The 12,770-nt window shown below is 57.4% G+C and carries 12 protein-coding genes; 6 read left to right on the top strand and 6 right to left on the bottom strand.

The window, feature by feature from the left end:
- Nucleotide 1 precedes the first annotated feature (1 nt).
- The gene (gene zwf / locus RLO149_RS08895; protein WP_013961748.1) at nt 2-1,465 is read right to left on the bottom strand and encodes a glucose-6-phosphate dehydrogenase; all 1,464 of its coding nucleotides are present in this window, start codon (nt 1,463-1,465) and stop codon (nt 2-4) included.
- 171 nt (nt 1,466-1,636) lie between these two features.
- On the opposite strand from zwf, the gene RLO149_RS08890 reads away from it, so the two are divergent.
- Nucleotides 1,637-2,584 (top strand): radical SAM protein, encoded by a 948-nt coding sequence (locus tag RLO149_RS08890; protein ID WP_013961747.1) that lies wholly within the window; start codon nt 1,637-1,639, stop codon nt 2,582-2,584.
- Between the two features lie 13 nt (nt 2,585-2,597).
- On the opposite strand, the gene RLO149_RS08885 is transcribed toward RLO149_RS08890, so the two are convergent.
- On the bottom strand, nt 2,598-2,867 hold the full coding sequence (locus RLO149_RS08885) for an usg protein (RefSeq protein ID WP_013961746.1): 270 nt from the start codon (nt 2,865-2,867) through the stop codon (nt 2,598-2,600).
- Between the two features lie 191 nt (nt 2,868-3,058).
- On the opposite strand from RLO149_RS08885, the gene gyrA reads away from it, so the two are divergent.
- The 3 genes from gyrA (at nt 3,059) to RLO149_RS08870 (ending at nt 6,490) form a co-directional block, all read left to right on the top strand.
- The gene (gyrA, locus tag RLO149_RS08880; RefSeq protein ID WP_148264334.1) at nt 3,059-5,797 is read left to right on the top strand and encodes a DNA gyrase subunit A; all 2,739 of its coding nucleotides are present in this window, start codon (nt 3,059-3,061) and stop codon (nt 5,795-5,797) included.
- An 85-nt stretch (nt 5,798-5,882) separates the two neighbouring features.
- A complete protein-coding gene (locus RLO149_RS08875) occupies nt 5,883-6,128 on the top strand; it encodes a glycine zipper 2TM domain-containing protein (RefSeq protein WP_013961744.1) in 246 nt (81 codons plus the stop codon).
- A gap of 14 nt (nt 6,129-6,142) precedes the next feature.
- Entirely contained in the window at nt 6,143-6,490 is a 348-nt protein-coding gene (locus tag RLO149_RS08870) for an EF-hand domain-containing protein (protein ID WP_013961743.1), read from the top strand.
- Nucleotides 6,491-6,545: 55 nt separating this feature from the next.
- Here RLO149_RS08870 and RLO149_RS08865 read toward each other — a convergent pair whose 3' ends face one another.
- The 3 genes from RLO149_RS08865 to RLO149_RS08855 all read right to left on the bottom strand — a co-directional run bounded on the left by RLO149_RS08865 (nt 6,546) and on the right by RLO149_RS08855 (nt 9,993).
- Nucleotides 6,546-8,024 carry a carboxypeptidase M32 gene (locus RLO149_RS08865; protein ID WP_013961742.1) on the bottom strand — a complete coding sequence of 493 codons (1,479 nt, stop codon included), beginning with the start codon at nt 8,022-8,024 and terminating at the stop codon, nt 6,546-6,548.
- Between the two features lie 2 nt (nt 8,025-8,026).
- The gene (gene ctaA / locus RLO149_RS08860) at nt 8,027-9,175 is read right to left on the bottom strand and encodes a heme A synthase (RefSeq protein WP_013961741.1); all 1,149 of its coding nucleotides are present in this window, start codon (nt 9,173-9,175) and stop codon (nt 8,027-8,029) included.
- Nucleotides 9,176-9,237: 62 nt separating this feature from the next.
- Nucleotides 9,238-9,993, bottom strand: a complete 756-nt coding sequence (locus RLO149_RS08855) for an RNA methyltransferase (protein ID WP_013961740.1) — start codon at nt 9,991-9,993, stop codon at nt 9,238-9,240.
- 145 nt (nt 9,994-10,138) lie between these two features.
- On the opposite strand from RLO149_RS08855, the gene RLO149_RS08850 reads away from it, so the two are divergent.
- Nucleotides 10,139-10,759, top strand: coding sequence for a thiamine phosphate synthase (locus RLO149_RS08850; protein ID WP_013961739.1), 621 nt, complete (start codon nt 10,139-10,141; stop codon nt 10,757-10,759).
- Between the two features lie 2 nt (nt 10,760-10,761).
- On the opposite strand, the gene RLO149_RS08845 is transcribed toward RLO149_RS08850, so the two are convergent.
- Entirely contained in the window at nt 10,762-11,955 is a 1,194-nt protein-coding gene (locus RLO149_RS08845) for a HupE/UreJ family protein (protein ID WP_013961738.1), read from the bottom strand.
- On the opposite strand from RLO149_RS08845, the gene RLO149_RS08840 reads away from it, so the two are divergent.
- Complete coding sequence (locus RLO149_RS08840) at nt 11,954-12,766, top strand: DUF4198 domain-containing protein (protein WP_013961737.1); 813 nt, start codon at nt 11,954-11,956, stop codon at nt 12,764-12,766. The genes RLO149_RS08845 and RLO149_RS08840 overlap by 2 nt on opposite strands.
- Nucleotides 12,767-12,770: the final 4 nt, after the last annotated feature.

Raw genomic sequence — 12,770 nt, 5'->3', positions numbered from 1 at the left:
TTCAGATCTTTCGCCATTCTCTGTTGTCCCGGCCCATCAATTGCGCGGATGCATCCGGCCCGTCGCTGAAACTGTCATAGGGTTTCGGCACATCGCCCCGGTCTGTCCAGCCTTGAATGATGGGATCGGTCCAACCCCATGCCGCCTCTACTTCATCACCGCGCATGAACAACGTTTGATTGCCCCTGATCACATCCATGATCAACCGCTCATAAGCATCCACTGATTCACCGCCATCCGGGCCAAGCGCTTCCGCAAAGGTCATATCCAACGGCACATCAATCAGACGCATACCGCCAGGGCCCGGTTCTTTGATTGTCACGCCAAGTGTGATGCCTTCATTGGGCTGAAGCTTGATCGACAGGACATTGCGGTGCCGCCCTGCGTCTTCGGCAAAGATGGAATGCGGGGTTTCCTTGAACACGATCGATATCTCACTGGAACGCTCGCGCATGCGCTTGCCAGTGCGCAGATAAAACGGCGTACCGGCCCAACGCCAGTTGGCGATATGCGTTTTCAGTGCCACAAAGCTCTCTGTCTTTGAGCGTGGGTTGCCCGCCGCCGTCCGGTAATCGGGATGATTTTCAATATCGTTTGCATCCGCTTCATATTGCCCCCGGACGATGTGGTGCGGCTCCACCGGTTCAAGGGCGCGGATCACCTTCAGCTTTTCGTCCCGTACCGCATCAGGATCAAACCGCGCGGGGGGCTCCATCGCGATCAGACACAAAAGCTGCATCAGGTGGTTTTGAACCATATCGCGCATGGCCCCTGCCCGGTCGTAGTATTCGCCGCGCCCGCCTACTCCTACGGTTTCAGCAACAGTCACCTGAATATGGTCGACAAACTGGCTGTTCCAGAGGGGCTCGAACAACATGTTGCCAAAACGCACAGCCATCAGGTTCTGCACGGTTTCCTTGCCCAGATAATGATCGATGCGGTAAATCTGCGTTTCGTCAAAATACCGCGCGAGCGTCGCATTCAGCGCTTTGGCCGTTTCGAGATCTCGCCCAAAGGGCTTTTCCACAACAATCCGTGCTTTTCGGTCGGCCAGCCCATGGCCTTGCAAACGCTCCGCCAGCGGGCCGAACAAGGAGGGCGCCACAGAAAAGTAATAGGCCTCGACCCGGTCCACTGACGTCACCTTTTGGGTCAGCTCTGCCCATCCGTCCTCGCCCATGGCGTCAATCTGAACGTAAGAGACGCCTTTCAAAAAGTCATCCAGCATCTCCGCATGGCTTTCTGCACCCGGACTGAATTCACGGACCGCATCAGCGACGAGCTGCGCATAGGAAGCATCAGACATATCCGATCTGGCGGCACCGATGATCCGCGCCGTTTTCGGCATTTGCCCGGCACAGAAGCGTCGAAACAAAGCGGGCAAGATCTTGCGTCGGGCAAGGTCGCCCGTGCCCCCGAATACGACCAGATCAAATGGATCAACCGGAATAACGCGTGAAACCATGATGGGCACCTCATGTAGCAGGCCGGATTCGGCTCGGGTGAGTGTTAGCGCAAACATGGGCCAATGGTAAAGCGTTCACAACACTGTGCGCATAAATCAGGTAGCACTTTCTTGCCTTCTATGCTGCTCTCGCGCAAATAGATTTGCAAAGACGCAGGGAGCGACTGGCAGATGAAAGACCGGCTTGAGGCAAACATTGGAAAGTTCCAAAACCCTGAAATCACTGCCAAAGGTGAGCCGCGCGCGCGTGTCAGGCTGACGCATCCCAAGACGCTTTGGTTCAACACAGGCACATTGTGCAACATTGAATGCGTGAACTGCTATATTGAAAGCAGCCCAACCAATGATGCGCTGGTCAATATCTCAGCGGATGAGGTGCGCAGTTATCTGGACCAGCTTGAAAAACGCGCATGGCCCGTGACTGAAATCGCCTTCACTGGCGGCGAACCCTTCATGAACCCTCAGATGATCGATCTGGCGCGGGCGGCTCTTGAGCGCGGATATGACGTGCTGGTTTTGACCAATGCCATGCGCCCGATGATGCGCAAGAACATGCAGGCCGGGTTGCTGGCCCTGAATGCGGCCTACCCCGGCAAAATGACGTTGCGCATTTCAGTCGATCACTACGATGCATCCCTGCATGATGACGAACGTGGCGTCGGCGCTTTTGGCAAAACGCTGGCCGGCATGAAATGGCTGCGCGACAATGGCTTTACCATGGCAGTCGCGGGCCGCTCTATCATGGCACAGAGCGAGGCGGAAAGCCGCGCAGGCTATGCTGCGTTCTTTGCGCAGCATGGGTTTGATATTGATGCGCATAACCCGGCCGTCACAGTACTGTTTCCGGAGATGGACGTATCCGTTGAGGTGCCGGAAATTACCACCGCATGCTGGGGTATTCTGGACAAGTCACCCGATGGCATGATGTGCGCATCGTCACGTATGGTGGTCAAACGGCGCGGTGCGGCGTCACCGGCCGTGCTCGCCTGCACACTCTTACCTTACGCGCCCGAGTTCGAGCTTGGCGAGACGCTGGAGCAAGCCGAGCAGGATGTCGCGTTGAATCACCCGCACTGTGCAAAATTCTGCGTGCTGGGGGGCGCGAGTTGCTCTGCCTGAAACGCGCGGAATGTCAGTGGATCGTCAATTCGCCCGTCACGTTACGCCACTCCCCCGGCGACACCATCTTGCGATGGGTAAAACGCACCGAGTGCAGGGGGCCTTCAATTTCCGACTGCCAAAACTCAACGAACTTAAATAGTTTCGGATGATCCGGGGCCAGGTCGTAATCCTGCCAGATGTAACTGTTCAACACATGCGTATAGTCCGGCATGTGGTAAAAAAACTCAGCCGTGGTCAACCCATACCCTTTAAGCATCAACTCTGTTTCTGATTGAACCATTTTTCCCTCTTTTTTGCGTACTGTCTCTTCAGCATGCCATGAAAAAATTACTTTTCAATAAAAACAACGTATTGGCACTTGAGCAAGGTGGCTGCCAAGCATCGCAAGACAATTGGATTGCACCTTATGTACGGGCTCTGTTATGGTGAACATACAAGATATAGACCCGGCGCAAAAAATGGGCAGACAACGTGAGCGATACACCACAACCCCCTGATAGTGATGATGAAATGCGCCCGGAGCGCCCTGTTTACGATGGACCCTCTGTCAGTATTGAACAAGAAATGCGCACGTCCTATCTGGATTACGCGATGTCGGTCATTGTCAGCCGCGCGATCCCGGATCTGCGCGATGGATTGAAACCGGTGCACCGGCGCATCCTGTTCGCGATGCACGAAACGGGCAACACGCACGACAAATCCTACCGAAAATCCGCGCGTCCGGTTGGCGATGTGATGGGTCAGTATCACCCGCATGGTGACAGCGCGATTTATGACGCGCTTGTGCGTATGGCGCAGGATTTTTCAATGTCCCTGCCGCTATTGGATGGTCAGGGTAACTTTGGCTCGATGGACGGCGATAACCCGGCGGCGATGCGTTACACCGAAGTGCGCATGGACAAGCCCGCTGCCTATCTGTTGGCCGATATAGATAAGGATACGGTCAATTATCAGGACAATTACGACGGCAAACAAAAAGAGCCGACTGTCCTGCCCGCCCGCTTTCCCAATATGCTGGTCAATGGTGCTGGCGGTATTGCGGTTGGCATGGCGACCAACATTCCGCCCCACAATCTGGGTGAAGTGATTGACGCCACGCTGGCGCTGATCGAGGAACCGGACCTGACGTCTGAACAATTGATCGACTATGTTCCCGGCCCGGATTTTCCGACGGGTGGCATCATGCTGGGCCGCACCGGTGCACGCAAAGCCTATCTTGAGGGCCGCGGGTCCGTCATAATACGCGCCAAGACGCGGGTCGAGGAAATCCGCAAGGACCGCTGGGCCATCGTCGTTGATGAAATCCCCTATCAGGTGAACAAGGCGACGATGATCGAAAAGATCGCCGAACAGGTGCGCGAGAAAAAGATCGAAGGCATTTCACACGTACAGGACGAATCCGATCGCAATGGCGTGCGTGTCGTCGTCGAGTTGAAGCGTGATGCGACGGCTGAGGTGGTGATGAACCAGCTATACCGGTTCACGCCGCTGCAAACCTATTTCGGCTGTAACATGCTGGCGCTGAATGGCGGCCGCCCTGAACAGCTGACGCTGCGCAAGTTCCTGACCTATTTCATCGATTTCCGCGAAGAAGTTGTGGCACGCCGCACGGCGTATCTGTTGCGCAAAGCGCGCGAACGCAGCCATGTGCTCTGTGGTCTTGCCGTTGCGGTTACAAACATTGACGAAGTTGTCGCGACGATCCGATCCTCTGCGGATGCAAGCGAGGCGCGTAGCAAGCTGATGACCCGCCGCTGGCCGGCGCAGGACATCCTGCCCTATATCGCGCTGATTGATGATCCGACCCATACGGCGAATGATGACGGCACGTATAATCTTTCAGAAGCACAAGCCCGCGCGATCCTTGATCTGCGCCTGCAGCGTCTGACCCAGATCGGCGTCAAGGAAGTCACCGACGAACTTGAAGAACTGGCGGGCAAGATCAAGGAATACCTTGATATTCTGGGATCGCGTGATCGCATTATGAGCATTATCTCGGATGAACTGCGCGAGGTGCGCGAGTTGTTTGCCGTGCCACGCCGCACCGAAATCGTCGACTGGTCCGGTGACATGGAAGACGAAGACCTGATCGCGCGCGAGGACATGGTCGTGACTGTCACCCAAGGTGGCTATATCAAACGCACGCCTTTGGCCGATTTCCGCAGCCAGCGGCGCGGCGGCAAGGGCCTGTCGGGCGGCAGCCTCAAGGAAGACGATGTCGTCACCACGCTGTTTGTGGCCAATACCCACACGCAATTGCTGTTTTTTACCACGGATGGCATGGCCTACAAGCTCAAGACATGGCGGCTGCCGCAGGGCGGGCGCACTTCCAAGGGCAAGGCGATTATCAACATTCTGCCGATCCCGCAGGGGGTCTCCATCGCGGCCATCCTGCCCATCGACCGTGACGAAAAAGACTGGTCCGAATTGCAGATCGTCTTTGCTACGTCTGCAGGCACCGTGCGGCGCAATGCGCTGTCCGATTTCACAAACGTGAAATCCAACGGCAAGATCGCGATGAAGTTCGAGGATGAACACGCCGAAACCACGCTGATCAACGCACGCATCGCATCTCCGGATGATGATGTGATGCTGGTCACCGCATCGGGTCGCGCGATCCGTTTTCCCTCCACAGATGTGCGGGTGTTCAATTCACGCTCTTCCGTCGGGGTGCGGGGAGTGCGGCTGACCGGCGACGACAAGGTCGTGTCCATGTCGGTCATTCGTCATTTCAACGCCACTTCGGACGAACGTGTCGCCTATCTCAAGATGCGCCGCGCCATGGCAGGTTTGGCGGATGATGCCGAGATCGAAGAAGAGGAAACCACCGGCGAAAGCGTCGAGATCGATTATGCCAAGATGTCGGCGGCGGAAAACCTGATCCTGACGATCACCGCGCAAGGGTCGGGCAAGTTGAGCTCCAGCCACGACTACCCGGTGCGCGGCCGCGGCGGCATGGGCGTTCAGGCAATGGACAAGGCGATGCGCGGTGGACCAATCGTGGCGTCCTTCCCGGTTGAGATGGATGACCAGATCATGCTCGCCACGTCCAAGGGCCAATCGATCCGCGTCCCCGTGGAGGGAATATCGTTCCGCTCACGCTCGGCGGGTGGGGTCAAAGTCTTCAACACCGGCAAGGGCGAAGAGGTCGTCAGCGTCGCGTGGATTGCAGATCAGGGCGAGGAAGAAACCGGCGACGACGAGTCTTAGAGTCAGTGGCATCAGGTTTCATTGTCGGGACATTAGACCTGCCACGGCAATCACAACTGGTACGAACAACAGGAGGCGACATTAGATGATAAAACCCGTAACACTATTGCTCTTTTCGGCCGCTCTCGCGGTTCAGGCCTGTGGGCCTGCCGCGACCCCTGAACAACAGCAACAACGCCAACACAACATTGCCTGCGCGACTGGCACGATTGCCGGGGCCATAATAGGTGGTGCCATCGGCAATGAATTCGGCGGAGGCTCAGGTCAGGACATTCTGCGCGCTGGTGGCGCCGGGGCTGGCGCAGTGGCCGGTCAATCCTTTGCGTGTTAATGGGAGATATCGAAATGAAACTGACTTATCTGATACTGCCTGTGTTTGTCGCCGCTGGATTTCCGGCGATTGCGGAACAAATACCCTTGAACCAAGGACACCTCGAAGCGCTTGACAAAAACGGGGATGGTGCTGTTTCGAAAGCGGAATATAACAGCTTTGCAGATTTCGCTTTCGAAAAAATGGACCGCAACAAGGACTCCGTTTTGTCACCGGATGAGGTCGACGATCACCTGATCGGTGATGCTTTCGACATGCTGGACAACGATGCAAACGGATCCGTTTCAGAAGATGAATTTCTGCTGCAAATGAACGAGGACTTTGCCACGTCAGACCAAGATGGCGACGGTGTTCTGAACTAGCATTGCAAGAACGGGCAGCAGCGAACGCGCGGCCCGACGCTCGCATTCAACGCAGTTACAACGCGTAAATCCGGCTGAATTTGTCCTTGAGATAGGCAAGCAAGGGGCCTTCTGTTGGGGCAGCGCCGGTTGCGCGCTCAATGAGGTCGCGCGGCTCGTAAAGCCCGCCATGACACTGCACATTGTCCTTTAGCCAACGGGTTGCTGTGCGCGTATCACCCTGCCCCAGTTGCGTATCCAGATCCGGAACTGCACGCCGCAGCGCCTCATGAAGGCACCCGGCATAGACATTACCGAGGCTGTAGGTCGGGAAATACCCAAACAGGCCCACCGACCAATGCACATCCTGCAACACACCGTTTGAGGGTTTATCGACCGCGAATCCGAAATCGGCCAGGAAGCGGTCGTTCCATGCAGCTTCCAGATCGCGCACGGTCAGATCACCCGCAATCAGCGCCCGCTCCAGATCGAAGCGCAACAAGACATGCAGGTTGTACTGAAGCTCATCAGATTCGGTACGGATGAACCCATTGTTCACCCGGTTGACGGTTGCGTAAAACGCATCCTCATCAGGGATACCAAAGTCGCCAAACGCGTCGCGCATTTCACCGAACAACCAAGCGGTAAAGGCCCGACTGCGGCCCAATTGGTTTTCATAGATGCGGCTTTGACTTTCGTGCACACCCATCGACACACCACTGCCCAAGGGCGTGAGCAGATAGGCATCGTCAATGTTTTGCTCGTAACAGGCGTGCCCGACCTCGTGGATTGTCGAATAGATGCAGTTAAAGGGATCATTTGCGCTGGTGCGTGTCGTGATCCGTACATCAAGGCCGGACCCGGAGCTGAACGGATGCACCGCCTTGTCGACACGCCCGCGCTGCATGTCATAGCCGAAGGCTTCTGCCAGTTTCAGCGTCAGCTTCATCTGTGCGTCCGGGTCAAACCGGCCTTGCACCTGTGCGGGCGAAGCGGCCTCAAGAGCGGCGGCGCGCAACGCCCTGAGTTCCGGGCGCAAAGCCCCAAACATCGCTTCGAGTTCTGCGCCTGTTGTCCCGGGTTCATAATCAGACAGGAGCGCGTCATAAACGTCGCCCCCTGCTGCGAGGGCCGCGCCCTCTTCCCGCCGCAAGGCAATCACCCTTTCCAGCGTGGGTGCAAAGGCTGCAAAATCGTCATTTGCACGCGCCTCAGCCCAAACGCCCTGTGCGGCGGATGTGACCCGCGCCAGTTCGCTCGCAAGCGCCGCTGGTACTTTGGAGGCGCGCTCGAAACCGCGGCGAATATGGCGCAACTGCGCCTTGGCAACATTGTCCGTGCTGTTTGTTTCAGCCGCTGCGATCCAGTCGGCCATGCGCGGATCGGTCCGCCGTGCATGCAGGACCGCCTCAAGCGCTGCAGACTCTTCCGCACGTTGCGCTGCGGCACCTCGCGGCATCATGGTCTCCTGATCCCATTCAAGCCGTCCGGCAATGGCGGCCAGCGCCTGCGTTTCGCGGCTAAAGGCCATCAGGTCGGTATAAGCATCGGCCATTTTCAGGTTCCCCTCACAGAGGTTGCAATGGGATATCCGCTCAGGAACCGGGCGCGCAGGATCAGCACCCAGACGATCACCGCCAGAGTCTGGTGGAAAATCGCGATATGGGCGGGTGCGCCGTACAATACCGTCACGATCCCAAGGGCAATCTGCAACGTCATTGCCGCCAAAACGGCATTAAAGGCAAAGCGGGTATGGGGATGTGTTGATTTACGCCCCCGCAGCCAGACCACGAAGGTGAACAGGATCAATACGTATCCCGTCACCCGGTGCATGAATTGCACCAACCCCGGGCTTTCAAAGAAGTTGCGCCACATCGGTTCGAGCACAAGCGCGGTCGACGGAAACCATTGGCCGCCCATCATGGGCCAGTCGGTATAGCTGCGACCGGCATCAATGCCTGCAACCAGTGCCCCGAGGAGAATTTGCAGAAACGTAAAATGCAAAAGCCCGGTCGACATGCCCCATTGTTTTGCCTCTTTCACCCGCCGCGCCTGCATCAGATCGGGCGCGCTGCGGCCCAGTTCCATGATGTACCACGCTATGAATCCGAGGATAATGAACGCCAGACCCAGATGGGTGGCGAGGCGATAACTGGCCACATCTGTGACGCCTTCCCCTTGCGTCACACCAGAGGCAACCATCCACCAGCCGATCGCCCCCTGCGCGCCGCCAAGCAGGCCGAGGAACAATAGCTTTCCGTACCAGCCGACAGGCACCTGCCGTCTGAGCGCAAAATACCCAAAGCCAAGGGCCCAGACGACGCCGATCACACGTCCAAGCTGGCGATGACCCCATTCCCACCAATAGATGATCTTGAAATCCGCCATCTGCATCCATTGGTTCTGGATGCGGAATTCATCAATGGCCTGATATTTCTCGAATTCCGATTGCCATTCCGCCTCAGACAGGGGGGGCAATGCACCGGTCAGCGGGCGCCATTCGGTAATACTCAGACCGCTGTCCGTCAGCCGGGTCAGCCCGCCAACCGCGATCATGACAAAGACCAGCGCAAAAAGAATCTGCAACCACACGCGAATGGCTTTTCTGGCTCCGGTGTGTCGCTTGTCGATAAGACCGGGTTGCACGGCGGGTTTTGCCGCCTCTGCCGTCCCGACCTCTTCAAACAACTTGCGTTTGCTGCTCATTGATTATCCTCAATCTGTCGCGCCGCGACCCTAGGGGGATGCGCATACAAGGTCCAGCGCGACTAGTCGCCGCGTGTCTTCCAGCGGACCATCTGCCGCATCATACCGTGCAGCATCTGAACATCCGCCCGTGTCATCGGCATCCGGCTCCAGAAGTTACGCAAGTTCATGCGCATGGACTGCGATTTATGCGCAGGAAAGAAAAAACCCATCTCTTCCAACCGGTCTTCGTAATGCGTTGCCAGATGCTCGACCTCGATATTTTCCGCCCACTCCGTCCCGGACATTTCTACGGCTTGCGGCGTCACATCGCCCGTCGCGCGCATCCACTCATAACCCACAAGTAAAACGCATTGCGCGAGGTTCAATGACGGAAAGTCGGGGTTCACGGGCACTGAGATGATCGCATTCGCACGGGCGATATCCTCGTTTTCCAACCCTGCCCGTTCTGGCCCGAACAACACGGCCACCCGTTCGCCTGCAGAAATCCGCTCTGCGGCCGCGCGCATGGCTTCTTCGGGGCTGAACACCGGTTTGGTCAGATCGCGCGGGCGTGCGGTGGTTGCAAAGACGAACGAACAATCCTCGATACTGGCGGGCAGATCAGGGCTGAGTGATGCGTTGTCCAAAAGCCGACCCGCACCGCTCGCCAAAGCGACGGCTGCCTGATTTGGCCAACCGTCCCGCGGGGCGACCACACGCATGCGGTCCAGTCCGAAATTCCACATTGCGCGCGCCGACGCACCGATGTTTTCACCCATCTGCGGACGCACGAGAACAAAGGCTGGTGTCGCTGGATTATTGCGTGTCTCACTCATCCTTGCGTCTTACTTTGCGCTGCGGCGCACTGCAACGGGCTGCAACAACTGCGGCGCAATTTTGACATGCCGGGGTCAAATGCGTTTTCATTCCCAATCGTCTGCGGTAGGGCTTTGCTCACGTCAGACCACAAGGACAGTGCTCATGGATTTGCCCGAAAAACCGCAGTTGTATCTCATTACGCCACCGGAGTTTGAGTTGAGCAGCTTTCCCGACGTGCTGGCACAGGTTCTTGATACCCATAAGGTGGCCTGCGTGCGGCTGGATCTGGCCACGCGGGACGAAGACACCCTGTCGCGCGCGGCAGATGCCTTGCGTGAAATCACCCATGCGCGCGATATCGCACTGGTCCTCAGCGATCATTCGGTTCTGGCGGATCGCCTTGGGCTGGACGGGGTGCACCTGAGTGATGCGGCCCGGTCCGTACGTGAAACACGAAAGCTTCTCGGTGACGAGGCGATCATCGGCAGCTTTTGCGGCACATCGAGACATGATGGAATGTCTGCCGGTGAAGCAGGTGCAGATTACGTCTGTTTCGGACCGGTCGCGGCCTCCGCCCTCGGCGATGGCAGCTATGTCGAACAAGAGGTGTTTGAATGGTGGTCCGAGGTCATCGAGGTCCCAGTGGTCGCAGAAGGCGGTCTGGACGCCGCAAGGATCGCGCAGCTGACACCCTTCACGGACTTTTTCGCCTTTGGCGAAGAAGTCTGGACGGCGGAGAACCCCGCGCAGCGCCTCGGTGAATTGCTCGAAGCGATGGGCTAGGTTTAGAGAAACACCCGCTCCACACACCAATAGGCCCCGATCACGGCGATGATCAGCGAGGCCGGAATGGACACAGCGCGGAACATCACCGCATAGGTCCCGACGGGCTGTTCCGCTTCGGAGAGATCGGATCGTCTGGCCAGACGCGTACAGCCAAACAGGATCAGAGCCGCCAGCGCGATCACGATCAACTGACCCAATTCCACGCCAACATTGAACCCGATCAGCGCTGGAATGAACTGGCTTTCGGGCAATCCGAACTCGCCCAGCACAGAGGCAAAGCCCAACCCGTGCAGCAGGCCAAACCCAAAGATAATAAAGGGGCGCCATTTGGTCAGGCCCCGCTGAAACAGGTTTTCGACAGCCACATAGACGATAGATGCCGCGATCAAAGGCTCCACAATGCTGCCGGGCACATTGACCCACCCCATCGCGCCAAGTGCCAGCGTCACCGTATGCGCCAACGTGAAGGCGCTGACCTGCCACAGTAACGGCCCCCACCTTGTGGACAGAAAGAACAGGCCCAATACAAACAGGATGTGATCCAGTCCTTTGGGCAGGATATGATCAAAGCCGACAGGGATATAGCTCATGAACGCGGTGGTGGGGCTTTGCGCATCCCCACCGGCCAGCGCGATCGGTTCGCTGGACTGGCCACCATCCAGATAGCCGGTGTAGGGGGCCTCAACCCCTTGCTGACGCAGCACCAGAGCGCCTGAACCTGCGGGCCAATTGACTGTCACCGACGCGGTTTCCGGCGGCAGTTGCGCGCTCACTTGCATCTGGGAAATCCGCGGCAATTCAAAATCGACGTCTTCGGGCATCGTGATGGTCCCGAGGGTCAAGGGCGACGCGCCATCGGCTGTCAAAAACGGCAACGCGTTCCAGCTGTCGATGATTTCCTGTGCGCGCGCGCTGATATCGTCGTTGGGCAAGGCCCTCAGCGCATCATAATCGGATGCAGCGCTGTCCTCATCCGTATCCTCAACCGCATCCAGATCGATCCCGGCCAGAAACGCCTCGATGTTGATGCGGAAATCAAACACAAGCTGGCCGTTTTCCGCCAGAGTCATATCGGCAATCGTCGGCACCACCTCATGCGCAGCGCTCTGCTTTACCTGCCCGCCCCAAAAGAGCGTTGACACCAGCAGAAAAAGGCACAGCTTTGATACTGCATTAACAAAGGATGTCACCATGGGCTTTCTGCGCCTTTCGATCATTCTGACGGCCTTTTGTGCCGGACCCGCCTTCTGTCACGAGTTTTGGATTGAACCGGAAAAATATCAAGTCGAAAGCGGTGCGCCGGTTCAGGCAAACCTGAAAAACGGGGAAAACTTCAAAGGCACCACGCAGGCGTGGTTCGACAAACGCTTCACTCGTTTCGATACGGTTGCTGGTGAATTGGTCCGCCCAGTCACGGGTCGTATGGGGGACATCCCCGCGTTGCAAACGTCGGATCAACCTGACGGGCTGCTGATCGTGCTGCACGAAACCACCGCATCCAGCCTGACGTATCGCGCGTGGGAGAAATTTTTGAAATTCGCAGCACATAAGGATTTTCGCGACGCTGTAGAAACGCACGAAAACATGGGCTGGCCGAAAGAGGGTTTTCGCGAAAGCTACACCCGGCACGTCAAATCCTTGATCGCCGTCGGGCACGGGCGTGGCGCGGATCGCACCTTTGGACTGGAAACGGAGTTCACTGCGCTGACCAATCCCTATGGCGCAGATTTCAACGGGCAGATGCAGGTGCTCCTGACCTATGACGGATCGCCAAGGCCCGATGCGCAGGTTGAGGTATTTGAACGTGACGCAAATGGAACTGTGGTGGTGTCCCTGTTTCGGACGGGCGCCACCGGTAATGCCACTATTGCTGTCAAACCCGGTCATGATTATCTTTTTGACGCCGTCGTTTTGCGCCCCAACCCGCTGGCGGGCAGTTCTGAAAACACGCCGGTCTGGGAAACCCTATGGGCTGCGTTGACCTTTTCTGTCCCCTCTGAATGAACCC

Source organism: Roseobacter litoralis Och 149, assembly GCF_000154785.2.
Lineage (GTDB): Bacteria > Pseudomonadota > Alphaproteobacteria > Rhodobacterales > Rhodobacteraceae > Roseobacter > Roseobacter litoralis.
Note: the sequence above shows the minus strand (reverse complement) of the source record. Positions and strands in the feature narration are given on the sequence as shown.